This window comes from Pseudomonas lini, assembly GCF_964063345.1.
GTDB classification, from domain to species: Bacteria; Pseudomonadota; Gammaproteobacteria; order Pseudomonadales; family Pseudomonadaceae; genus Aquipseudomonas; species Aquipseudomonas lini_B.
The window spans coordinates 182842-206493 of record NZ_OZ061318.1 but is presented as its reverse complement, the minus strand read 5'-3'; the positions used below and the strand labels follow the sequence as shown (position 1 = coordinate 206493).

Genomic DNA, 23652 nt, shown 5'->3' with positions numbered 1-23652 from the left:
GTCGTGCGGAACGCCAGTGTAGCGATCGCACGCTGGGTGGCTTACAAAGGGCTTACTCCCATCGCCCAGTGCGTGAAAAACCGGCACATCTGACACAACCCCTAGAGGCATCTATTTATTGAGCGCCTGGGCTTTGATTATGTTAGCGGTGCGGCAATTGGACACGAGTTTCGATTCTTCAAAGAAGTCCGCGTTAATAATGCTGCATTTCAAGATCCAGCTGTCGGGGGCGGGGTCGAACCATAGATCAAGGTGCTCCTTGATGTCTGTGGGGCCACCGGGTGCCGTATAACTGGTTGCGGAGAGTGACCATGGCACCCGGGATGACGGAGGGTTTTGCGTCACGCGAGCGATAAGCGCTCGCACCTCCTCGACACTGGTCAGCGATTCACCGCTCCATTCGTGTTGAATGCTGGAGAGTAACCAGTGTTGATCCAGATCCGGATGGTACTCGGCAGCAATCCATACCCGCTGGGTACGACTGTCCCGCTTCAGTTGACCGAGGTTCATGTATCGGTTACCAAACGGGATGATTCTCTGGTCCAGATGTGTCAGGAGAAATCGGTTGAACTCCTTGTAATCAAAGGGGGCTTGGGCGGATTTCAATTCATGGAAGTCGAGCAAGACGAATTCGTCGGGGTTCTCCTGAAGAAAACGACTCACCTGCATGACCAGGTTTTCCAGCGACCGGGATGATCGGAAGCCGTTGTGCTGGAACCAGAATGTGCCAACCCCTCTGGCGTCGAGGTTGTATTCGACTCTTACATCAAGCGCGCGTGCACCGTTATTCAATTGGTCGTAAAAGGAGTTGTTTTGGCAAGCAGCCCAGTGAGAAACACCGGGCGTCACGTAAGTTGCCTTTTTGTCTACGCCAGCGTTGTGGGCGCCAGGCAGGATCAACTCGTTGAGTGTCATTGAGTCAATGCCAGGGGTGTTCGCCATCCAACGGCTAAAAGTGTAATCGTTCATGGTATGCATCCTTGCATGGGTTAAACGGTGATAATAAAAAAGTACCGCGCTTAGTGTCTGTAAGAAGGCGGGTGATATTTATAAGGTAGGCGAGCGAAACAGCCAATAAAAAACGTTATGCAAATAATGTTATTAGGCTGTGGCGCGCCGATTGAAAGTCAGTGCTTATTGATTTCTATTTTTCGCTTCAATCCACTGCGCCATATATTGCGTACTTTTATGTTGATGGTGGCGCAGCATGCCGCCAGTAAAGTTATCTCTTCTGATGTGTGCGAGATGCTGTTGGCTATAAAGCAGTTTTTCGATTAGAGCGGCCCCATGAACGGATTGCTGGTAACGATTGGCTAACAGAGATTGCCCATTTTCCTGGGCCTTCATCCAGCAAACCTTATCGGTATAAAGCTGCACGGCACAATCGGCGAACTCACGCGCAGTTCGGGTAACGGCGCCCGGCCACGGCTGTTCGCCGTGCATCGCTTCTGCGCCAATCGGGGTGGTGACATTGGGTGTGCCGCACAGCATGGCGTCGACGATCTTGCCTTTGATACCCGCACCGAAGCGTAATGGCGCCAGGCACACCCGGGCCGCGGACATGACTTGCAAGGCATCTTCTGCCCAGTTCATCACATGAAACCCTTGGGCCGCATTGTGCAGCGCGGTGGCTTTGGGCGGCGTATAGGCGCCATAGATATGCAGTTGCGCCTCTGGCAACTGCGCACGGATCAGCGGCCAGATCGTGGTTTTCATCCAGAGCACGGCATCCCAGTTGGGCGCGTGCCGGAAGTTACCAATACTGAGGAAATGCGCACGATCTTCAAAGGCTGGCGGCGGCACACTCGGCGCATCGACCATCAGCGGACACCAGTGCAGCAAGTTGCGTGGCAGTTTGAACTGCTCGACCAGCAGTTCGATCTCGACTTCGGAGATCATCAGGTTCAAGTCACAGCGATACAGCGCGGCGATCTCTCGTTTTGCCAGATCGGTATCGGCCATGAGCTCGAACTCTTCTGGCAATGCCGGGGCGAACAACTCACTGAAGTCATTGGTGTCATCACTGGCCTTCAAGCGCTCCTTGAGCCGCTGGTGCCGGGCATGTCGCAGGCTTTGCAGGTCGGAGGTCTCCAGTACACGCAGAGCATCGGGGCAGTGTTTCTCTACTCGCCAGCCGAACTGTTCTTCCATCATGAACTGGTCGAACAACACGATATCCGGTGCCAGTTCATTGACAAAGGTGTCGAAACTGCTGTTATTCAACTCGATCGGCACTTCGCGAATGCCCAACGCCGTCAAATCTGCCCGGTGCTCACCGGTGCCGGCCGGGCTGCTGAAGGTGATGTCCCAGCCTTGCTGCAGGAACGTATCGAGAATTTGCATCACATGCCCACTGGCCGCAGAAGAGCGGGGCTCGGGCCAGACGTAACCAATCACCAGGACTTTGGTTGCGCGGGGCTGACTCATTGAGGGGTATTCCTTGGTGCAGAGTAGAGGGCAGGGGAGAAACGGGGGAATTAAAGCTGGGGTGTGAGCATGCCCCTGACCTTGTCCCGCAACTGATCGATGGAGAACGGCTTGCCGATGACATGCATACCGTCAGGCACCTCAATGCTCTCGGCATAGCCGCTGGCGAACAGGATTGGCAACTCGGGACGCAGCATCCGCGCCTGTTTGGCCAATTCCCGACCGTCCATGACCGGCAACCCCACATCCGTCATCAGCAAGTCGATGTCCTGGTCTTCATCGTTGATGAACTCCAGCGCCATTTCACAGCCATCCGCCGCAAGCACCGTGAACTCGAGCTCCTCCAGTACATCGACGATCAGCGTACGCACGATGGCATCGTCTTCGACGACTAGGATGGTGGAGGTGTCAGCGGGCATAGTGGGGCTCTCAAAGATTGAATGTGCGGTTTCGTCGATCGAAATCACAGGGCTTTTGCATGAGTAAGTGACGAATCATGACAAGGTGCCGGCGCGTTACAAAAACAATAGCCGTACAAGAGCTGCAGAGAATAACCGCTCCTTTGCCCCAGAGCAGCTAAATGCAGGTTTTTGCCGCGAAACATGTCAGAAAAATGGATGAGCTCGGCCGTTTTGGGGCAGACTCGATGCTTTTCAACAGTACGACAAGGCTTCCCCATGACCTCTGCGTCCTCGGTTGATGAGCAACGATTCCGTAAACTCCTGAGCCGCAACGTCAGCCTGCCATTGGGGGTGGGCGTCATCAGCGCGGTGTTCTTCGTTTCGCTGATTTCCTATCTGCTGTCGGTGATCCAGTGGGTCCAGCACACCGACCGGGTGATCAATAATGCCAATGAGGCAATAAAGCTGACCGTCGATCTGGAAACCGGCATGCGCGGGTTCTTGCTCAGCGGCGACGAACATTTCCTTGATCCCTACGAGACGGCCAAGCCGAGAATCGCCGTCGCTCTCGATACCTTGCTCGAATTGACCGCCGATAATCCGGTCCAGACCGATCGTCTGCGCCGGCTCCAGGCCTTGCAGACGGAATGGGCCAATTACGCGCAATCGATGATCGATTTGCAACGCGCCAGCGGTGACTACCGTGGCGCCGTCAAGGCCGGGCGCGGCAAGCGGCTGACCGATGAGATCCGCAAGCAATTCGAAGATGTGATCGATTTGGAACAGCAGTTGCGTGCCACTCGCAACGAGGAAGTGCGCGAAACCACGATCTGGAGTATTGGCCTTTATCTGCTGTTCGTGGCCGGTATCAGCGGGTTGCTGGCCTACATTGGCCGTCGGGACTTGCTCAAACTGTCCCGAAGCTACAGCGCCAACCTCGCTGGGCAACAGGCCAGTGCCCGGCGTCTGGAACAGCAAGCCTGGTTACGCAACGGTCAGACCGAACTGGCAGAGCAAGTCCTGGGGCAGCTATCCCTCAATCTGTTGGGGCGCAACATTTTGCAGTTCTGCGCCCAATATTTAGGGACGGCTGTTGCGGCAATCTATGTCCGTGAGGACCATGGTGGCCTGAAACGCATCGCGTCTTACGGTTTCTCCCGGGAACAGGAAGCGCTTGAACAGCAGATCTACAGTGGCGAAGGGATTGTCGGCCAGGTGGCGCAACAGGCGCGCTTGATTCGGCTTGATGACGTACCGGGCGACTACTTCAAAGTCAGCTCCGGTCTGGGTGAAGGTTTACCGCACAGCGTGCTGGTGGTGCCGACCAGCGACGACGATCGGGTCAACGGTGTGATCGAACTGGGTTTCCTGCGGCCGCTGACGGATCGTGATGTCGAACTGCTCGAATTGATTGCCGGCAACATCGGCACCTCGATCGAGGCCGCCCGCTATCGCCAGCGCTTGCAGGAAGTGCTGGCCGAAACCCAGCACCTCAACGAAGAGCTGCAAGTTCAGCAAGAAGAACTCAAGACCGCCAACGAAGAGCTGGAAGAGCAGTCGCGGATTCTCAAGGAATCCCAGGCCCACCTGGAAACCCAGCAGGTAGCGCTGGAGCAAACCAATGAACAACTCGCCGAACAGGGGCAGATCCTGGCCGCGCAGCGTGATGCCATGGATCTGAAGAACACTGAACTGAATCAGGCCCAGGTTGAGCTTGAAGCGCGCGCCGAAGAGTTGCAGCGTTCCAGCAAGTACAAATCCGAATTCCTTGCCAACATGTCCCACGAGCTGCGCACGCCACTGAACAGTTCGTTGATCCTGGCCAAACTGCTGGCGGAAAATCCGCAGGAAAACCTCAGTGCCGAACAGGTCAAGTTCGCCGACTCGATCTATTCCGCCGGCAACGACTTACTTAACCTGATCAACGACATTCTCGACATTTCCAAGGTCGAGGCCGGCAAGCTTGAGGTACGTCCGGAGAACACCAATGTTGCGCGTCTGGTGGAAGGCCTGCGTGGCATGTTCCAGCCGATGGCTGCGGAAAAGAACCTGGATTTCCAGATCCAGTTACAGGCCGATGCACCGCTGATGCTGTTCACCGACCGCCAGCGGCTGGAGCAAGTGATCAAGAATCTGCTGTCCAACGCGGTGAAGTTCACCGAAAAGGGCACGATCAACCTGAGCGTCGCTGCTCAGCCGGACAACGGTATCGCCTTTATTGTCCGAGATTCCGGCATCGGTATTGCCCCGGATCAGCAGGAGAGCATTTTCGAAGCCTTCCGTCAGGCCGATGGCACCACCAATCGTCGTTACGGCGGCACCGGCCTGGGCCTGTCGATCTCTCGTGATCTGGCCACGTTATTGGGCGGCTCCATCAGTGTGACCAGCATGCCTGGGCAGGGCAGTGTGTTCGCCCTGGTGTTGCCGCAGCACTACGTCGAGCCGGGCGATGCGCCTGTCGAGACGATCAAAGCCACGCCGGTGGTCATGCCCAAAAGCGCCGTGGTGACTGCGCCTGTGCCGCTGATTGCCGACGTCGACATTCCGCGTTTCGACGATGATCGCAACAAGGCGCCATTCGCCACTCGCTGCATTCTGGTCGTGGAGGATGAGCCAAACTTTGCGCACATTCTCTACGACCTGGCCCATGAACTGGGTTATCAGTGCCTGGTAGCCCACGGCGCCGACGAAGGCTACGACCTGGCCAGGCAGTTCATTCCCGATGCGATCCTGCTGGACATGCGCCTGCCGGATCATTCCGGGCTGACGGTATTGCAGCGTTTGAAAGAGCATGCCGAAACCCGACACATCCCGGTGCACGTGATTTCGGTCGAAGACCGCGTCGAGGCCGCCATGCATATGGGCGCCATCGGTTATGCGGTCAAGCCCACCACGCGTGAGGAACTCAAGGCTGTGTTTGCCCGCCTCGAAGCCAAACTGACGCAGAAGGTCAAACGGATATTGCTGGTCGAAGACGACGATGTGCAACGCGACAGCATTGCCCGGCTGATCGGCGACGAGGACATCGAAATCACCGCTGTCGGCCTGGCGCAGGATGCGCTCGACCTGCTGCGCAGCACGATTTTCGACTGCATGATCATCGACCTGAAGTTGCCCGACATGCTCGGCAACGACTTGCTCAAACGCATGTCTACCGAGGATATCTGCTCGTTCCCGCCTGTGATCGTCTATACCGGACGTAACCTGACCCGCGACGAAGAGGCCGAGCTGCGCAAGTATTCGCGCTCGATCATCATCAAGGGCGCGCGCTCCCCCGAGCGGCTGCTGGACGAAGTGACACTCTTTCTGCACAAGGTCGAATCCCGTTTGTCCCAGGAGCGCCAGACGATGCTCAAGACCGCTCGCAGCCGCGACAAGGTTTTCGAGGGACGTAAAGTGCTGCTGGTGGACGATGATGTACGCAACATTTTCGCCCTCACCAGTGCGCTGGAGCAGAAGGGCGCAATCGTGGTCATTGGCCGTAACGGCCGTGAAGCGATCGAAAAATTGAATGAAGTCGAGGACATCGATCTGGTGCTGATGGACGTGATGATGCCGGAGATGGATGGTTTTGACGCCACCCTCAACATCCGCAAGGACCCGCGCTGGCGCAAGCTGCCGATCATTGCGGTGACGGCCAAGGCCATGAAGGACGATCAGGTGCGCTGCTTGCAGGCCGGCGCCAATGATTACCTGGCCAAACCCATCGACCTGGATCGCCTGTTCTCGTTGATCCGTGTGTGGCTGCCGAAGATGGAACGTATATAAGTGTCCTGCCTCGCGAGTATGTTTATTTTTGGCGGCGTCTGTTGTCGCCATACTGCGTTGCCGCGCCTCGCCATAGCCAGCTATGACTTGTCGCGGCGCCTTGTCTGGCAACATCAGCCACTCCCCAAAAAGGGACATATTCGCGAGGCAGGACACTAATGGAGCGCAGTACGGAAATCGAATTGCGCTTGCTGATTGAGGCGATTTACCTCAAGTACAGCTACGACTTTCGCGACTACTCCAGCGTGTCGATCAAACGCCGGGTCAATCACGCCTTGAATCAGTTCGAGTGCAAGACCATCTCGGCGCTGCAAGAGAAGGTTCTGTACGATCCGATCGCGTTCATGCAACTGCTGCAATTGCTGACGATCCCGGTCAGCGAAATGTTCCGCGACCCTTCACACTTCCTGGCGCTGCGTCAGGAAGTGATGCCGCTGCTCAGGACCTATCCATCGATCAAGGTCTGGATCGCTGGTTGCAGCACCGGCGAAGAGGTCTATTCGATGGCGATTTTGCTCCGCGAAGAAGGCCTGCTGGATCGCACCATCCTCTATGCCACGGACATCAACCCGCGCTCGCTGGATAAAGCCAGGCAGGGGATTTTTTCCCTGGAGAATGTCCGGGCCTACACTCACAACTACCAGCAGGCAGGTGGGCAGCGATCATTCGCCGATTACTACACGGCGGCCTATGGTTATGCCATTTTCGACAAGAGCCTGTGCGACAACGTGACCTTCGCCGATCACAGCCTGGCCACCGACAGCGTGTTCTCGGAAACTCAATTAATTTCGTGTCGTAATGTATTGATTTACTTCAACAAAAAACTACAGGGTCGCGCGTTTGGCTTGTTTCATGAATCCCTGTGTCATCGGGGGTTTCTGGCATTGGGCAGTAAAGAGACCCTGGATTTCTCGGTCTATGGCAATCAATTTGAAGCATTGGTCAAACCCGAACGGATATACCGCAAATCATGAATAGGGCAGTGCTGGATACTCATTCGCTGGATCTTCGAGGCATCGGCCGTCTGCTTATCGGACTGGAAGGAATCGCATGTTAGGGAATATCCAGGCCAAATTACTGATCGTCGACGACTTGCCGGAGAACCTTCTGGCGCTCGAAGCCTTGATCAGGCGTGAAGACCGTATCGTCTACAAAGCCCTGTCCGCCGACGAAGCTTTGTCGCTATTGCTGCAACACGAGTTCGCCATGGCTATTCTCGATGTGCAGATGCCTGGCATGAACGGTTTCGAGCTGGCCGAGTTGATGCGCGGCACGGAAAAAACCAAAAACATCCCGATCGTGTTCGTCAGTGCCGCCGGCCGCGAGCTTAATTACGCGTTCAAGGGCTACGAAAGCGGGGCGGTAGACTTTTTGCACAAGCCGCTGGACGTTCACGCGGTGAAGAGCAAGGTCAATGTCTTCGTCGACTTGTATCGCCAGAGCAAAGCGATGAAGCATCAGGTCGAAGCGCTGGAGCAAAGTCGCCGGGAGCAGGAGGCGCTGCTCGAACAGTTGCAGAACACCCAGAATGAGCTGGAGCAAGCGGTGCGCATGCGTGATGACTTCATGTCTATCGTGGCTCACGAAGTCCGTACGCCGCTCAATGGCCTGATTCTCGAAACCCAGTTGCGCAAAATGCACCTGGCCCGGGATAACGCCGCGGCATTCACGATGGACAAGATGCACGCGATGGTCGACCGCGACGAGCGGCAAATCAAAAGCCTGATCCGTCTGATTGAAGACATGCTCGATGTGTCGCGGATCCGCACCGGCAAGCTGTCGATTCGCCCCAGTCGGTTTGACTTGGTGCCACTGGTGAACAACCTTCTGCAAAACTTTGCACCGCAGGTCGAGGCCGCGGAGTCGTCGGTTACCTTGACGGCCAACCAGCCCGTGATGGGCCACTGGGACGAGTTCCGTATCGAACAAGTGATTTCCAACTTGTTGACCAACGCGCTGCGTTATGGCGCCAAGAGCCAGATCGACGTACGCGTGTACAATCAGGACGGGCAAGCGTGGGTTGAGGTTCAGGATCGCGGTATCGGGATCAGTGAAGAGAATCAGCAGCGCATTTTTCAGCAGTTCGAAAGGGTTAGCGCCAAGGCCGTTGTAGCCGGGCTGGGCCTGGGGCTGTTTATTTCGGAGCAGATTGTCGCCGCCCATGGTGGCTCCATCACCGTCGAGAGCCGGATTGGCGAAGGCGCCTTGTTTCGCGTTTGTCTGCCGCTGCAGGAAAACAGCCAGGTAAACGCAACCTCTGAGTGACCTCACGGTCGTATCAGCAGCTATTGATCGAACAAAGGCTTTCCATGAGCGAAGATGCACAAGATGTGGTACTGATCGTCGAGGATGACCCTTCGATCTTGATGGTGCTGTCTGCTTACTTGTCGGGTGAGGGTTACCGGGTGCTGCAAGCCGAAAACGGCGAGCAGGCCTTTGAAATTCTGGCGAGCAAACCGCATCTGGACATGATGATCACCGACTTCCGCTTGCCGGGGGGAATCTCTGGCGTGCAGATCGCCGAACCCGCCGTGAAGCTGCGACCGGAGCTCAAGGTCATCTTCATCAGCGGCTATCCGCAGGAAATTCGCGAGACCGACAGTCCGATCACCCGCAAAGCGCCGATCCTGGCCAAGCCGTTCGATCTGGATGTGTTGCAACAGATCATGCAGGACATGCTGTCCTGAAGGCAGCTATATCGTTGACCAGCCGGCCCCTGTAGGAGCTGCCGAAGGCTGCGATCTTTTGATCTTGATTTTCGATCTTTTGATCTTTTGATCTTGATTAAAGACCTTGCTGCAGCGCCGGATCGTCGGGGTTTAGCTGTTCCAGCTGTGCCAGCAGGATCTGCACGTTCTGCAACTGTCCGCTTTCCTTCCAGTAGTTGATCAGCAGCACGCGCGCCTTGCGATCGGCCGGGTGGCGTTGAACGATTTCCTGCAACTGGTTCTGTGCAGCCTCCAGCTCTTGCTCACCATGCAGCGTGGTGGCCAGGTCGTAGCGGTAATCCTTGTTGTCCGGCTCAAGCTCCACGGCTTTGGACAAGCCGAGCAGGGCGAACTCACTTTGCCCGTGATGCAGCAACCAGAGCCCCAGCGCATGTTGCAGATAGGCCGAGTCAGGCTGGGCCTTTAACTGTTTCGCCAACAATTGCCTGGCGGCATCGCTTTGGCCCTGTCTATCCAGCACTTCGATCTGCATCACCAGTGCCGGCAGGTTGCCGGGCGCCAGTTGCAACGTGCGCTCCAAGGCCTGCTGCGCGTCCTTCAGCTCGGCATTGTGCAAGTGCAGGCGCGCGATTTGGTATTGGGTTTCGGCGCTTTCCGGTTGACGCTTGAGGAGCTGCTCCCAGACATCGATGGCTTGCTCCAAGGGGCCGAAGTACAAGCCCAGCTCATCCGGCGTCAGACCCAATAAGGCATTGACCGCCGCAAACCGGACGCTCGGGTCGCTGTCATCGAGCAAGGGCCCCAGCAACAGGCTGCGCTGCCCACTGGGCACCAGCCCATTGATGCTTTTGATCGCTGCGATACGCACCTCCGCCGATGGATGTTGCAGGTCCGCATCCGCGAGCTTCAGGGCCTGGGGGCTCGGGTAGTTGGGCAGTTCGGCATGCAGCCAGACACGGCGCTTGGTCGACAGGTCAGGACGACCCAATTGCTGGTAAAGCACCCGCGCCGCCCCCGGTTGACCCGCGCGTGCCTGCGCCAGCGCTTCGCTGTAGCCATGCTTGATCGCCGCAGGTACCACGGGCGTCGTACTACGCAGGAAAAACCAGGCGAGGGCGAGGGCAAACACTACGCAGAGGCTGATGAGCAAGTAGCGGCGGGACTGAGGCATGCAGGAATCCGGGAGCTGGCAGGCTTTTGCAAAGCCACCAGCTTCGGTCAGGCCGGGCTGTGAGTCAAACCCTGGCTTAGGTCAATACGTAGTCGTCGGCGAATTTGCCTACAGGTTTTGTCGACACTGAAACCTGTCGAGGCACTGAAGCAATGACTACGCTTGCTGGAGATGACTTAATGAGCGCTCCCATGCAACCGCTGCTTCAGTATTTCAAGGCGATACTCAACCCCGGACGTGAGGTGCTACTGTTCGCCCTGAGGACCATTGTGGCCGGGCTGCTGACATTGTATCTGGCCTTCCTGTTCGACCTTGAGCAGCCCAAGTGGTCGATCATGGCGGTGGTCATCGTCAGCCAGCCATTGGGCGGCATGGCCCTGGCCCGAAGTTTCGGCCAGGTCATCGGCACCACGTTCGGAGCAGTGGTGGCGGTGTTGATCATGGCGATCTTTCCCCAGGCTCCGCTGCCTTTCATCCTCACCCTGGCCTTGTGGTTGGCATTCTGTACCGCCGGCGGCACCTTGTTGCGCTACACAAGTTCCCAGGCCTTTGTTCTGAGCGGGTACACGGCGGTGGTCGTGGCGCTGCTGGCGGTCCCCGATCAGGAAGGCACGTTTCTGCTAGCCGTCACTCGTGTCACCGAGACGCTGTTGGCGGTGGCTTGCGTCTGCGTGGTCAGCCTTCTCACAGCGCGGCCGGAAGCTGTGGCGCGGGACTACTTCGCCAAGATCGATCAGATCATCAAGCTGCTCGCGACACACGCTGCTGCCGTCATCCGAACCGAAGAAAGCGAGGTCGATTTTCATCGGCGACAGATGCAGCTGCTCGGCGCAATCAGTGCTCTGGAGGGGGTGCGTCGGCATTTATATTACGATGCGCCACGGTTGCGCAGCGCCAATAGTCTGGTGCAGTTACTTGGCAATCAATTGGTGCTGCTGACTTCGCGGTTGACGGCCCTGCGTCACCAGCGGCAACTGCTCACCGAACGCTGGGAAGGCGCGTTGGCGGAAGAGATACAGCGTTTGCGCGCCGAAGAACTGGCGTTTCTCGATGAACTGGCTCTGCAAGGGCGCTCGTTGTCGAGCGAGGCGCGGCACCATTTCGCCGCGCTGCAACAGCGTTTCGATGACCAGGCCTACAAGGCCGAACAACTCACCGAGACGATGCCTGCCACCCTGCGTTCATTGGCTTGGGCACTGCGTTGGGAGCAGGCACGGATGCTAGAGCAACTGGCGCAGATTCTGGAACTGAGCGACGCGATCCAGGAAGGGCGTGAAGCCAGTTGCGTGTTCCGTGGCCAGGAAAATCCGCTGCATCTGGACTTCACCTTGGCGGCAATGAATGCAATCCGGGCATTTTTCGCGTTGCTGGTGGCCGGGTTGATCTGGATCGAGACCGCTTGGGACGGGGCCCGTGGCGGGATGATTGTGGTGGGGATTCTCTGTTCGCTGATGGCGACTTTTCCGCGGCCGTTGCTGGCCGCACAAAGCTTTGCCAGAGGGCTGGGTCTGGCCTTGGTGGTGTCGGCGCTCTATCTGTTCATGCTGATACCGATGATCAGTAACTTCGAGTTACTCGCCTTGTTGCTTGCCCCATTGCTGTATGCCGTCGCGGTGGGACTGGCCAATCCGTCAACCACTGGCACAGGCATCGGTCTTGGGCTAACGACAATACTGTTGCTGGGCCCGCAAAACACAGGAAGCGGCCAAAACAGTGCCATTCAGTGGTTCGAGTTTGCCGGTGCGTATATCAGCGCAGCCGCGCTGGCGCTCAGTGTCTACGCCTTGATCTTCCCCTTCAGGCCCGTTTTGCGGATGCGTCGACTGTTCAATGAAAACTGCGAGCAGGTCTACGCTTTGCTGAAGACGCCCGCCACCGATGAACAACAATTTGCGTTTGAAAGCCGTATGGTCGATCGCCTGACCATGATGCTGGGATTATTGCCGGCTACCAACGACAAGCGCTCCAGCGAGCTGTTCGAAGTCAGCCTTGGGTGCATGGCACTGGGTGTGGCTTTGAACCAGCTCAGGCAACAGGGGCAAAGCAACACGTTGCTGACTACAGACCAGCCAAACCGTTTGCTGGCTGCCGTGCGTGAGACAGGCCGATTGATCTCCGGGCGACCCGGGATTGACCTTGAGCAGCTGCTCGGAAACTTGCGTGTCTTGGGCGATGAAATGGACGACTTGCATTTAGACGTTCATGAACACCTGTGGTCGGTATTCAGGATGCGCGTGGCGTTGTTGATTGTGGTGTCGTTTCTGGAGCGACATCGCCAACACTTTCAACCCGTCCAAACCGAAGGAGAGCCAGCCCTTGCCCATTGATTTTGAATTGGGGGGCGTCTACTTGCCGCCGATTGCCCAGGCGTTGCTGCTGTCCCTGCCCATTTTCCTGCTGCTGGACTGGATCTTGCGCCGCTTTGGCGTGCTGCGTTTTGTCTGGCATGAGGCCCTGTTCGAAGGCTCGTTGTACGCGTGCGTTTGTGCGACGCTGATTCTGGTGATGGGAGCTTGATGCCTTGAAGAAGATCCTTGCCCGACTCGTGACTGTGGCGGTGGTATTGCTGGCCTTTATCCTCGGCTGGTTCGCCTGGGAACATTACACCCGCGCGCCCTGGACTCGGGATGCGCGGGTTCGCGCCGATGTGGTGACGTTGTCTGCCGATGTCTCGGGGCGCATCGTCAGCCTGGGTGTTCAAGACAACCAGCATGTCGAGAAAGGCCAGTTGTTGCTGGAGATCGACCCGGCTCGTTATACGCTGGCAGTGGAGCATGCCAAGCGCGCGGTGGAAGTCGCAAAAGCCACGCTGGGCCAATCTGAAGCGACGATTGTCTCTAGCGAAGCGCTGCTCAGGCAGCGCCAAAGCGAAGAGCGTCGCCGTCGAACCCTCAAACAGGGTTTCGCGATCTCCGGCGAAGAATGGGAAAAATCCAGTACCGAAGTGGCGGTGGCGCAGGCGGAGCTGTTGCGCAATCAGGCCAACCTGGGGCTGGCTCAAGCCAATGTGCAACTGGCGATTGCCGCGTTGACCCAGGCCGAACTGGACTTGCAGCGCACGCGGGTCGCAGCACCTGTCAGCGGTTACGTGACCAACCTGCTGACTCGTCAGGGCGATTACGCCACCGCCGGGGGAGCGTTGTTGGCGCTGGTGGACAGCGACTCGTTTTATGTCAGCGGCTACTTTGAAGAAACAAAGCTGCCGCGAATCGAGGAGGGCGACCGGGTCAGGGTCGAGTTGATGAGCGGCGAGACCTTCGGCGGCACCGTACAAAGCATCGCTTTTGCTATAGCCGACCGCGAGAACTCCCCCGGCAGTCGCCTGCTGGCGAGCATCAACCCCAGTTACACCTGGGTCAAGCTGGCGCAGCGGGTACCGGTGCGGATTCAGATCGATGCTGACTATGTCGCTAAAAACCGCCTGCGTGCCGGGACCACTGCCACCGTCACCGTCATGGAAAGCCGCGAGACTCAAGAACACCGCTAACCCTGTGGGAGCGGGCTTGCCCGCGATGGCGGTGGGTCAGCCAACATCAATGCTGAATGTGCAATCGTCATCGTGGGCAAGCCCGCTCCCAAAGGGGATTGTGGTGTTTGAGCCATGGTGTGCAGACAAAAAAAAGCCCCGCGACCGAATGAGGCGCGGGGCAAAAAGAATTGGTTGGTTGCGGCCAACCAAAGGAGCTCTTTGAAACGTTACTTGCTGGCGACCGTCTCTGGCTGCCAGCCGCCGCCGAGGGCTTTGTAGATGGCGACAATGCCGCGATACAAATCGACTTCGGCCTGGGCCTGGGTGTCTTCGGCTGCCAGGCGCTCGCGCTGGGCATCGAGCAGCACGAGGAAGTCCACGGTGCCTTCGCGGTAGCGAATGTCGGCGAGATCGGCAGCGGCGCGGCTTGATTCGCTTTGACGAATCAGCGAGATCAGGCGCTGCTGACGTTTACCGTAATCGCTGAAGGCGTTTTCCGATTCTTCCAACGCCAACAGTACTTGCTGCTCGTAGGTCGCCAGGGCGCCTTCGGCTTCAGCATCGGCACCGCGCAAACGGGCGCGCACGCTGCCCAGGTCGAATGCCGCCCAGGTAATGCTTGGGCCCAGTGCCCAAGCGTTGGCCGCCGAGGAGCCGATCTGCGAACCGCGCCCGGCGGTGAAGCCGAGGAAGCCGCTGAGGCTGACCCGTGGGAACAAATCAGCCTTGGCCACACCGATACGGGCGGTGGCGGCCGCCAGTTTGCGTTCGGCGCTGAGGATGTCCGGACGCCGCTGCAGCAGTTCGCCCGGATCACCGATCGGCAGGGCCTTGGCGATCGCCGGCAAGTCTTTTGGACTCAGGTCGACGGTGAGCTTGTCCGGACGCTCACCCAGCAGGGTGGCGATGCGGTTGCGCTGACGCACCTGTTCGGCCTGCAGTTGCGGCACGCTGGCTTCGACAGAGGCCAAGCGTGCATCGGCGCGAACCACGTCCAGCTGATCGCCGACACCGGCATCACGCAGGCTTTCGGTGATCTTGCGCGACTCTTGCTGGTTGTTCAGGTTGGCTAGGGCGATCTTTTCCCGCAACTGCGCGCCGCGCAGTTGGCCATAGGCGTCCACCAGTTCGGCAATCATGGTGACTTGCAGTTGGTAAAGGTCGGCTTCGGCCGCCTGCTGTTCGGCGTCGCTGGATTCCAGGTTGCGCTGGATGCGACCGAACAAGTCCAGTTCCCAGGCCATGTCCAGGCCCAGGTCATAGCGTTCACTGCTGACGCGTTTAGTGGTTTGGCCGGGAATCTGTCCTTTGGCCAAATCACTGCTCGCACGGCTGGTGATGGTCGGCATGGCGTCATTGCTGGCGTCATCGCGAATTGCCCGGGCCGCTTTCCAGCGAGCGAAGGCTACGCGCAAATCGCGGTTGCCTTGCAAGGATTGCGTCACCAACTGGTTGAGGGTCGGATCCTCGAACTGCTGCCACCAGATGCCTTCGAAACGGGCGCGGTCGAAGTTCTTCTGACCGGCGCTGCCATCGGTGGCGGCCGTGATGTTGGCCGCCTCCGTCGCTGGGGTTTTGTAGTCCGGGCCAACGGCGCAGGCACTCAGGGCCAGTACCAGAAGGCTCGGCAGGAAGGCTTTCAGGCTCATTGTTGCGCCTCCAGTTGCTTTTCCAATTTCAGCGCCTTGGCCGCTTTGCGCGCTTCACCGCGCTCCACAAAGTTGCGAATCAGTACGTAGAACACCGGCGTCAGCAACAGACCGAAGAAGGTCACCCCGAGCATCCCGGAGAACACCGCCACACCCATGGCATGACGCATTTCGGCACCGGCACCGCTGGAGAAAACCAGAGGCACAACACCCATGATGAACGCGAAGGAGGTCATCAGGATCGGCCGCAGACGCAGACGGCAAGCTTCCAGCACCGCGGCCAGCGGGCCGAGGCCTTCTTCCTGTTTATCCTTGGCAAACTCGACGATCAGAATCGCGTTCTTACACGCAAGTCCCACCAGTACGATCAAGCCGATCTGGGTGAAGATGTTGTTGTCGCCGCCCGAGGCAATCACACCAGTAATGGCCGACAGCAGGGTCATCGGTACGATCAGGATTACCGCCAGTGGCAGGCTCCAGCTTTCGTATTGCGCCGCGAGTACCAGGAACGCCAGCAGTACGCAGAGCGGGAACACGAACAGCGCCGTGTTGCCGGACAGAATCTGCTGGTAGGTCAGGTCGGTCCACTCGTAGGTCATGCCGTTGGGCAATTCGTCCTTGAGCAGTTTCTCGATGGCTTTTTCGGCTTGGCCAGAGCTATAGCCGGGGGCTGCCGCACCGTTGATTTCAGCGGTGATGAAGCCGTTGTAGTGCATCACGCGGTCCGGCCCCGAGGTGTCGCTGACCTTGATGAAGGTCGCCAGCGGGATCATCTCGCCCCGGTTGTTACGTACTTTCAGCTGACCGATCTGGTCCGATTCGAGGCGGAACTGTTGCTCAGCCTGAACGTTGACCTGGTAGGTGCGACCGAAACGGTTGAAGTCGTTGGCATACAGCGAACCCAGGTAGATCTGCAGGGTGTCGAAGATGTCACTGACGGCAACGCCGTGGGTCTTGGCTTTTTCTCGGTCGATGGCGGCATCGACCTGCGGCACGTTCACGGTGTAGCTGGTGAACAGGCCAGCCAGTTCCGGCACGCTGTGGCTTTTGGTGATGATGTTCATGGTTTCTTTGTACAGCTCGTCATAGCCCAGGTTGCCCCGGTCTTCGATCTGCAGGCGGAAACCGCCAATGGTCCCCAGGCCTTGTACCGGCGGCGGCGGGAAGATCGCCATGTAGGCTTCCTGAATCCCCGCGTACTGGCCGTTCAATGCACCGGCAATCGCACCGGCGGACATGCTCGGATCCTTACGCTCGTCGAACGGTTTGAGGGTGACGAACACGATGCCGGAGTTAGGGCTGTTGGTGAAGCCGTTGATCGACAGACCCGGGAAGGCCACCGCGCTTTCCACGCCAGGCTGTTTCAGGGCCAGGTCGGACATGCGCTTGATCACGTCTTCGGTACGGTCCAGGCTCGCGGCATCCGGCAGTTGCGCGAAGGCCACCAGGTATTGCTTGTCCTGGCCGGGTACGAAACCGGTCGGGGTGTTGGAGAAACCGAAGAACGTCAACACCATCAGGCCGGCGTACACAAGCAGGGCGATACCGCTGCTGCGGATAACCCGGCCCACGGTGCCGACATAGCCGTGGCTGGCCTTGTCAAAGAAACGGTTGAACGGACGGAACAACCAGCCGCCGAAGATTTTGTCCAGAACCTTGGAAAAACGGTCTTTCGGCGCGTCATGACTCTTGAGCAATACCGCAGCCAGAGCCGGCGACAAGGTCAACGAGTTGAAGGCCGAGATCACGGTCGAGATCGCAATCGTCAGGGCGAACTGTTTATAGAACTGCCCGGTCAAGCCGGAGATGAACGCGGCCGGGATAAACACCGCACACAGCACCAGCGCCGTCGCAATGATCGGACCGGTCACTTCGCGCATCGCACGCTTGGTGGCTTCTACAGGGGTTAATCCGAGCCCGATGTTTCGCTCGACGTTCTCCACCACCACAATCGCATCGTCGACCACGATACCGATGGCCAGTACCAGCCCGAACAGCGACAGGGCGTTCAATGAGAAGCCGAACAGGTGCATCACGGCAAATGTACCGATCAACGAAACCGGCACCGCCACCAACGGGATGATCGAGGCGCGCCAGGTTTGCAGGAACAGGATCACCACGAGCACAACCAGAATCAGCGCTTCGAAGAGGGTGTGAACCACCGCTTCGATAGAGCCGCGCACGAAGATCGTCGGGTCATAGACGATGCTGAAGTCCATGCCTTCCGGGAAGTTCTTCTTCAGCTCGGCCATTTTCTCCCGAACATCGTTGGAGATCTGGATCGCGTTGGAGCCAGGGCGCTGGAAGATCGGGATCGCCACCGCCGGCTGGTTGTCCAGCAGGGAGCGCAGGGCGTATTGGCTGGAGCCGAGTTCGACGCGGGCGATGTCTTTCAGGCGAGTGATTTCACCATTTTCGCCGGAGCGAATGATGATGTTCTCGAACTCTTCCTCAGAAACCAGACGACCTTGCGTGTTGATCGACAGCTGGAACGCCGTGGCATTCGGTGCTGGCGGGGCACCCAGGGCACCGGCCGCCACCTGACGGTTCTGTTCCCGAATCGCGGTGACCACATCGGTCGCGGTCAGGTTGCGCGAAGCGGTTTTGTTCGGATCCAGCCACACCCGCAGGGAGTAGTCGCCCATCCCGAACAGCTGCACATCACCGACACCGCCCAGACGCGCCAGCTCATCCTTGATGTTGAGCAAGGCGTAGTTGGACAGGTAGAGCATGTCGTAGCGTTTGTCCGGCGAGGTCAAGTGCACAACCATGGTCAGGTCGGGCGACGCTTTGTCGACGGTGATACCGATGCGCGTCACTTCTTCGGGAAGCTTCGGCTCGCTGCGGGTCACGCGGTTCTGAACCTGCACTTGCGCGTTGTCCAGGTCAGTGCCCAAAGCGAAGGTGATGGTCAGGGTGATCTTGCCGTCAGCGGTGGACTGCGAGGACATGTACAGCATGTTCTCGACGCCGGTGATGGCTTGCTCCAAAGGAGCGGCCACGGTTTCACCGATGACTTTAGGGTTGGCGCCCGGGAAGTTGGCACGGACCACAACGGTCGGTGGCACGACTTCCGGGTATTCGCTGATCGGCAACTGGAACAGCGAGATGGCGCCGGCGATCAGGATCAGCAGCGACAGTACCGCTGCGAAGATCGGCCGTGAAATGAAGAATTGGGAAAAATTCATCGGAGTAATTGTCCCTTAACCGCGTGGAGTCGCAGCAGCCACTTTCACAACCGTACCCGGCGCGACCTTGGCAGGTGCGACTTGGGGCAGGTTGCTGGCTTCCAGCGCTTGTCGTTGTTGTGCGAGGGCCGCGAGGGTTTCCTGGCTAGCCATCGGGATCACTTCAGGGGTGACCGGTGAGCCAGGGCGAACCCGCTGCAAGCCCTTGACGATGATGGTGTCGTCCTTGTTCAGGCCGCTGCGCACGATGCGCAGACCTTCGATCTTCGGACCCAGCTCGACAGGGCGGTAAGCCGTTTTGTTGTCGGCATCCATCACCAGCACGAACTTTTTACCCAGGTCGGTACCGACCGCTTCGTCGTTGATCAACACCGCGGAGTAAGTGCCGCTGCCCACCAGTTTCAGGCGTGCATAAAGCCCCGGGGTGTAGGTGCCGTCGCTGTTGTCGAACACCGCACGACCGCGGATGGTGCCGGTCTTCGGGTTGACCTGGTTATCGACAAAGTTCATCTGGCCCTGGTGCGGGTTGCCGTCTTCATTGGACAGGCCGAGGTACACCGGCGTGGTTGCGCCGCGTTGGCCCTGGCGGGCGAGCTGGGTGTATTTAAGGAAGACACGCTCGTCGGCGTCGAAGTAGGCGTAGACCTTGTCGGTGGACACCACGCTGGTGAGCGCGGTGGTATCGGCGGTAACGAGGTTGCCGGCGGTGATTTCCGCACGGCTGACACGGCCGCTGATAGGCACAGTGACGCGGGTGAAACTCAGGTTCAGTTTTGCCAGGTCCAGTTGGGCCTGGAGGGCGCCGACGGCGGCGCGGGCTTCTTGAGCCGCGCTGGTGCGCGAGTCGGCGAGTTCAGCGGAAATCGCGTTGCTGGTGCGCAGGCGTTCGCCGCGCTGGGATTCGTTTTCGCTGCGGGTGGCGGTGGCGCGAGCCTGGGCAACCAGGGCTTCGAGGCGGCGGACCTCAGCCTGGAAGGGGCGCGGGTCGATCTGGAACAACAGATCGCCTTTCTTGACCAATGCGCCTTCAGTGAAGGCCACGTCATCGATCTGGCCGGAAACCCGTGGACGAATCTCTACCGTTTCCGGCGCTTCAAGGCGCCCGGTGAATTCGTCCCACTCGTTGACCGGTTGTTCCAGCACCTTGGCCACGCTGACTTTGGCCGCAGGCATGGTGGCGGCAGCGTCCGGAGTCTTGCCGCAAGCGCTCATCACCAGCACGGCCAACAAGGCCAAGGGGAAGCGCAAATGTTTGAGTGAATGTTCCATGGATTCATCCGCCAATGTATTGAGATGGGCGGATGATGCTTGGCGGGGGGTGTATGGCACGAATCGAATGGGGCGAAGGTAACTATCATTCAGAATGATATAAGCCCAAAGGCAGCCCTCTAGCATGCACCTTCCATTAATGGGCTATCAAATGAAATGATGACAAATCAGTGTTGCAGGGAGTGTAAAGGAGGTGGCACCAACCGCGTCGTGGCCATCGCGAGCAGGCTCGCTCTCACATTGGACCGGCGGCGTGCACAAATCCCCGTAGGAGCGAGGCTAGCCCGCGAAGAGGCCGTCAGCCCCAAAACAAAAATCAGGATCAAACCAGGCTATCCGGATCCCCGAAAAACATCTGAGCCGGCTAAAAAAAAGCCGGGGTCGGTTGCCCGAGCCCCAGCTTTGTTAATCAACGCAATACCTGCTTTATAGCCTCAAATACTCGGGCTGGACTGCCCCTGCAGGGGCTCTTTGGGCATGTTGAGCATCAGCATCTGAATCAGCCCCAACGCAACGATGACGACAATCGAAACCAGGATCAGGTAGTTGCTCAGCCATCCAGCTTCCGGCGTGCGTGGCCACATCAGGTTGATGATGGAGGCAATGCCGAAAACCAGCGCAATCACTTTAACCACAAGGCCCGCAGATCCCAGCTTGAAATCCCCATCGGCACGCCACCCGCGAAGACTGGCCAGCAACGATGCGATCACTACCATCTGGAAGGACACATAGACGCCGGTTGTTGCGAAGCTGATGATTTGAGTGGCTGCGTTACTGGACACGAAACCAATCGACAATATCAGGATGGTCAATGTGGCAGTGACCCAGAGGGCACTGATAGGCAGGCGACGAGGACCTTTAAGCGTGCCTAGCAGGCTGGCCCCGACAATCATCTTGTCCCGACCCAGGGAGAAAAGCAGTCGGCTGGTAGACGCAATCACCGAGGTGACCGCACTGATGACTACGGCCAGCAGGCAGACCAGCGTTATTTTCATTCCGACCGGGCCCATGACTTGCAGAACCGCAGCACCTGCCGGGTCGGCCAAGGTTCCGTCCACTGCGCCTTGCATGTCCGGCAGTGCGAACAGCAGGCCCAAGGTCATCAACAGCGCAGAACCACCGCCGCAGATGATGGTCATCAACATTGCACGAGGTACTGCTTTCGAGGCGCCGCTGACTTCTTCGGCCAAGTCCCCGCAGGCTTCGAATCCATAGAAAATCCAGACGCCGATCAGGCTCGCGAAGAACAGTGCAGAGGTGTAGCTGCCTTCACCACGGCCGAAGCTGTCCCACAGCACCGACACTGGTTGCACGGGACCAAAGACCAGCATGTATCCGCCGCAAATGGCCAGCCCGATCAAACCTGCCCACACCCCGATTTCAGTGGTGCGAGCGAGTATTTTGGTGCCTGCGAAGTTAGCCAGAATGGCGATTAGCGCAATGGAAATACCGGCTATTGCGTTGAATTCCGGTGATGGCTGCACACCCAGAAGTACCGACAGAAAGGGTGCGCCGCCGGCCGAGATGCCAGCGCCTGTGCCAATCAGTGCGAACAGGTAGATCCAGGCCGTCAGGAACCCCCAGCGTTGTCCGCCCAAGCGTCGGGCCCATTGGTAGATGCCGCCGGCGATTGGATAAGCGGAGGCGGCCTCGGCGAAAACCAGGCAAACGAACAGCTGGCCCAGCAAAACGACAAGCATGGTCCAGAAGAAGGGCGGGCCCACTGCGACCAATGCGGTAGCAAAGAGTGCAAACATCCCTGCCATGGGGCTCATATAGGAATAGCCCAGCGAAAAGTCGGCAAACAGCCCGAGTACGCGATTGAACTCGGGACGATAACCCAGGGCCAGAAGGCGAGCGTCTTCGCTTGCGTCCCTCCCTGATTTGGGTTCAGTGTGTTTTGACATTTTGAACACCTCTTATATTTTTATAATGCCCAAGGCGAAGCTGATTCAGCCTTTCGAGGCCCAACCGTTGTCGACATAGAGAGCGGCGCCATTGATGAAGCTGGCTTCATCGGACAATAAAAACAGTGCCGCGGCGGCCGCTTCTTCGGCTTCGCAGATTCGGACCTGGGTGGCTGACAAGCCGGCTTCTTCCCAGGTTTGGCCTTGGGCATCGAGTTGGTCGAGTTCACGCAAACCATGGGCGGTGCGCACAAACCCTGGGCAGATGGCATTGCAGCGAATGCCATGTTCGCGGTATTCCGCAGAGATCGAGCGGGCCAATTGCAGCACGGCGCCCTTGGTCATGCAGTACGCACTCTCCAGAGCGAAGCCCTTTTCCCCGCCGATCGACGACGTAATCACGATGCTGCCTTTGCCTCTTTTCAGCATCCCTGGCAGCACCGTTTTGCAGGTAACAAAGGCGGATCGGGTATTGATCGCCATCAAGCTGTCATATTCTTCGAGCGTGGTTTCATGAAGTGCTTTAACGACGATGGTGCCCGCATGATTGAAGAGGGCGTCGATCCAGCCCAACTCCGCGGTAGCCGCCTCGATGGCCGCAATGAGTTTCGGCGCATCACTCACATCTGCCTGGAAAAACGTTGCCCGGCCGTCCAGTGCGTTGATCGTTTCGACCACTTCACAGCCAGCAACCGGATCCCGGTCGATGATGGCAAGGTTCGCCCCCTGTTTTGCGAACAGCATGGCGGCTGCTCGACCAATGCCCCCTGCGCCCCCGGTGATAAGTACGTTTTGATTGTCCAATCTGGGTTTATTTGCCATCTGGCGCGTGCCTCTGTTGTTATAAGTGCTGGTCTAAAGGTATGTAATAAATACCAATAGACCATGACGAAAAAAGGCTGTCAAACGCCGTCAGTCGCCATGTCGCGATTAGGTATCCAACGCTGCTGCGCCTATCTAGTGCGGCAGTGCAAGAGACTGAATATAAAAGTAAATTATGGGGAAACGCTGAGAGTGCGTCGTTGCCGCTCAGGCAAAACCGACAATGTCACGGAGACGGACTCGATCCGTTGTGATGAGTTCGCGTGCTGCGCGTTCGGCTTCATCGCCTTGCCGATTGCGGATGGATTCGAGCAACAGCCGGGCCGCTTCGATGTTCAAGTTACGTTCGCTGCGATCCTGCGTCAGGTCAGGAAGTACGAAAAGCGCAACCAGGGCGTCTTCGATTGACTTGTACAGAAGCGGATTGTGCGATGCGGCGCCAAGCGCCAGATAAAACATCGACTCGGCACGGCGCAGGGTGGCGGAGGTGTCTGCGCACTTTATCGAGTTGAAGGCCGATTCAAGTGCTGCAATATCGGTGGGGGTGCGGCGAGCGGCAGCATGGCGAGCGGCCGGGGGCTCATTGGCTTCTCGAAACTCCAGAACCCGCATCACCATGGATGGATCTCGACTGATGCGTCGAGAGGACAACTCTCGCAGCACGTCGATCTCGTTAAGGAAGACACCCCCGCGCGCGCCTCGGCGCACCACAAAGTAGTCTTCGGTTTCCATGACCCGCAGTGCTTCGCGTAGCGTCACCCGGGACACGCCCAATTGAATGGCGAGAGCCCGTTCGGGTGGCAACTGCTCACCCGGGAGCAGCAGCCCGAGATGAACATGGCGGCGCAGTGCTTCGACGGTCAATCCGTAGGCTGATTGCTGTTCGACTGGTTGAAGACCCCAAAGCATCTG

Annotated in this window: 17 protein-coding genes; 7 read left to right on the top strand and 10 right to left on the bottom strand. The window is 58.2% G+C overall.

Features of this window, described 5'->3' with window-relative positions:
• Nucleotides 1-111: 111 nt before the first annotated feature.
• The 3 genes from AB3226_RS00940 to AB3226_RS00930 all read right to left on the bottom strand — a co-directional run bounded on the left by AB3226_RS00940 (nt 112) and on the right by AB3226_RS00930 (nt 2846).
• Nucleotides 112-969 (bottom strand): phospholipase, encoded by an 858-nt coding sequence (locus tag AB3226_RS00940; RefSeq protein ID WP_367371623.1) that lies wholly within the window; start codon nt 967-969, stop codon nt 112-114.
• Nucleotides 970-1134: 165 nt separating this feature from the next.
• Nucleotides 1135-2427, bottom strand: a complete 1293-nt coding sequence (locus AB3226_RS00935) for a glycosyltransferase (RefSeq protein ID WP_367371622.1) — start codon at nt 2425-2427, stop codon at nt 1135-1137.
• Between the two features lie 50 nt (nt 2428-2477).
• Nucleotides 2478-2846: a response regulator gene (locus tag AB3226_RS00930; RefSeq protein ID WP_367371621.1), complete on the bottom strand. Its 369-nt coding sequence runs from the start codon at nt 2844-2846 to the stop codon at nt 2478-2480.
• 258 nt (nt 2847-3104) lie between these two features.
• Between AB3226_RS00930 and AB3226_RS00925 the strand changes: the two genes are divergently transcribed.
• From AB3226_RS00925 to AB3226_RS00910, 4 genes are all read left to right on the top strand, one after another.
• Nucleotides 3105-6596, top strand: coding sequence for a response regulator (locus AB3226_RS00925; RefSeq protein WP_367371620.1), 3492 nt, complete (start codon nt 3105-3107; stop codon nt 6594-6596).
• A 158-nt stretch (nt 6597-6754) separates the two neighbouring features.
• A complete protein-coding gene (locus tag AB3226_RS00920) occupies nt 6755-7570 on the top strand; it encodes a protein-glutamate O-methyltransferase CheR (protein ID WP_367371619.1) in 816 nt (271 codons plus the stop codon).
• Between the two features lie 76 nt (nt 7571-7646).
• Nucleotides 7647-8861, top strand: coding sequence for an ATP-binding protein (locus AB3226_RS00915; RefSeq protein WP_367371618.1), 1215 nt, complete (start codon nt 7647-7649; stop codon nt 8859-8861).
• Nucleotides 8862-8905: 44 nt separating this feature from the next.
• Complete coding sequence (locus tag AB3226_RS00910) at nt 8906-9283, top strand: response regulator (RefSeq protein WP_038983388.1); 378 nt, start codon at nt 8906-8908, stop codon at nt 9281-9283.
• Between the two features lie 97 nt (nt 9284-9380).
• On the opposite strand, the gene AB3226_RS00905 is transcribed toward AB3226_RS00910, so the two are convergent.
• Nucleotides 9381-10436 carry a tetratricopeptide repeat protein gene (locus tag AB3226_RS00905; RefSeq protein ID WP_367371617.1) on the bottom strand — a complete coding sequence of 352 codons (1056 nt, stop codon included), beginning with the start codon at nt 10434-10436 and terminating at the stop codon, nt 9381-9383.
• A 179-nt stretch (nt 10437-10615) separates the two neighbouring features.
• Here AB3226_RS00905 and AB3226_RS00900 point away from each other — a divergent pair, with 179 nt between their 5' ends.
• From AB3226_RS00900 to AB3226_RS00890, 3 genes are read left to right on the top strand one after another with little or no spacing between them, the layout of a single operon-like run.
• A complete protein-coding gene (locus tag AB3226_RS00900; protein WP_367371616.1) occupies nt 10616-12763 on the top strand; it encodes an FUSC family protein in 2148 nt (715 codons plus the stop codon).
• The gene (locus AB3226_RS00895) at nt 12753-12953 is read left to right on the top strand and encodes a DUF1656 domain-containing protein (RefSeq protein WP_367371615.1); all 201 of its coding nucleotides are present in this window, start codon (nt 12753-12755) and stop codon (nt 12951-12953) included. Before AB3226_RS00900 ends, AB3226_RS00895 begins: the two co-directional genes overlap by 11 nt.
• Nucleotides 12954-12957: 4 nt before the next feature.
• A complete protein-coding gene (locus AB3226_RS00890) occupies nt 12958-13923 on the top strand; it encodes a biotin/lipoyl-binding protein (RefSeq protein ID WP_367371614.1) in 966 nt (321 codons plus the stop codon).
• 209 nt (nt 13924-14132) lie between these two features.
• Here AB3226_RS00890 and AB3226_RS00885 read toward each other — a convergent pair whose 3' ends face one another.
• From AB3226_RS00885 to AB3226_RS00860, 6 genes are all read right to left on the bottom strand, one after another.
• Nucleotides 14133-15554, bottom strand: a complete 1422-nt coding sequence (locus AB3226_RS00885) for an efflux transporter outer membrane subunit (RefSeq protein WP_367371613.1) — start codon at nt 15552-15554, stop codon at nt 14133-14135.
• Nucleotides 15551-18742, bottom strand: a complete 3192-nt coding sequence (locus tag AB3226_RS00880) for an efflux RND transporter permease subunit (protein WP_367371612.1) — start codon at nt 18740-18742, stop codon at nt 15551-15553. The genes AB3226_RS00885 and AB3226_RS00880 overlap by 4 nt, the downstream gene beginning before the upstream one ends.
• A gap of 15 nt (nt 18743-18757) precedes the next feature.
• Entirely contained in the window at nt 18758-20011 is a 1254-nt protein-coding gene (gene mexE / locus AB3226_RS00875) for a multidrug efflux RND transporter periplasmic adaptor subunit MexE (protein ID WP_367371611.1), read from the bottom strand.
• 434 nt (nt 20012-20445) lie between these two features.
• The gene (locus tag AB3226_RS00870; RefSeq protein WP_367371610.1) at nt 20446-21918 is read right to left on the bottom strand and encodes an amino acid permease; all 1473 of its coding nucleotides are present in this window, start codon (nt 21916-21918) and stop codon (nt 20446-20448) included.
• Between the two features lie 45 nt (nt 21919-21963).
• Entirely contained in the window at nt 21964-22740 is a 777-nt protein-coding gene (locus AB3226_RS00865; protein ID WP_367371609.1) for an SDR family NAD(P)-dependent oxidoreductase, read from the bottom strand.
• Between the two features lie 207 nt (nt 22741-22947).
• Complete coding sequence (locus AB3226_RS00860; RefSeq protein WP_367371608.1) at nt 22948-23649, bottom strand: FadR/GntR family transcriptional regulator; 702 nt, start codon at nt 23647-23649, stop codon at nt 22948-22950.
• Nucleotides 23650-23652 lie beyond the last annotated feature (3 nt).

What these genes read in the sequence shown, in the direction of transcription:
- AB3226_RS00940 (WP_367371623.1), bottom strand. Translation starts at nt 969, where the DNA reads ATGAACGATTACACTTTTAGCCGTTGGATGGCGAACACCCCTGGCATT.
- AB3226_RS00935 (WP_367371622.1), bottom strand. Translation starts at nt 2,427, where the DNA reads ATGAGTCAGCCCCGCGCAACCAAAGTCCTGGTGATTGGTTACGTCTGG.
- AB3226_RS00930 (WP_367371621.1), bottom strand. Translation starts at nt 2,846, where the DNA reads ATGCCCGCTGACACCTCCACCATCCTAGTCGTCGAAGACGATGCCATC.
- AB3226_RS00925 (WP_367371620.1), top strand. Translation starts at nt 3,105, where the DNA reads ATGACCTCTGCGTCCTCGGTTGATGAGCAACGATTCCGTAAACTCCTG.
- AB3226_RS00920 (WP_367371619.1), top strand. Translation starts at nt 6,755, where the DNA reads ATGGAGCGCAGTACGGAAATCGAATTGCGCTTGCTGATTGAGGCGATT.
- AB3226_RS00915 (WP_367371618.1), top strand. Translation starts at nt 7,647, where the DNA reads ATGTTAGGGAATATCCAGGCCAAATTACTGATCGTCGACGACTTGCCG.
- AB3226_RS00910 (WP_038983388.1), top strand. Translation starts at nt 8,906, where the DNA reads ATGAGCGAAGATGCACAAGATGTGGTACTGATCGTCGAGGATGACCCT.
- AB3226_RS00905 (WP_367371617.1), bottom strand. Translation starts at nt 10,436, where the DNA reads ATGCCTCAGTCCCGCCGCTACTTGCTCATCAGCCTCTGCGTAGTGTTT.
- AB3226_RS00900 (WP_367371616.1), top strand. Translation starts at nt 10,616, where the DNA reads ATGAGCGCTCCCATGCAACCGCTGCTTCAGTATTTCAAGGCGATACTC.
- AB3226_RS00885 (WP_367371613.1), bottom strand. Translation starts at nt 15,554, where the DNA reads ATGAGCCTGAAAGCCTTCCTGCCGAGCCTTCTGGTACTGGCCCTGAGT.
- AB3226_RS00880 (WP_367371612.1), bottom strand. Translation starts at nt 18,742, where the DNA reads ATGAATTTTTCCCAATTCTTCATTTCACGGCCGATCTTCGCAGCGGTA.
- mexE (WP_367371611.1), bottom strand. Translation starts at nt 20,011, where the DNA reads ATGGAACATTCACTCAAACATTTGCGCTTCCCCTTGGCCTTGTTGGCC.
- AB3226_RS00870 (WP_367371610.1), bottom strand. Translation starts at nt 21,918, where the DNA reads ATGTCAAAACACACTGAACCCAAATCAGGGAGGGACGCAAGCGAAGAC.
- AB3226_RS00865 (WP_367371609.1), bottom strand. Translation starts at nt 22,740, where the DNA reads ATGGCAAATAAACCCAGATTGGACAATCAAAACGTACTTATCACCGGG.
- AB3226_RS00860 (WP_367371608.1), bottom strand. Translation starts at nt 23,649, where the DNA reads ATGCTTTGGGGTCTTCAACCAGTCGAACAGCAATCAGCCTACGGATTG.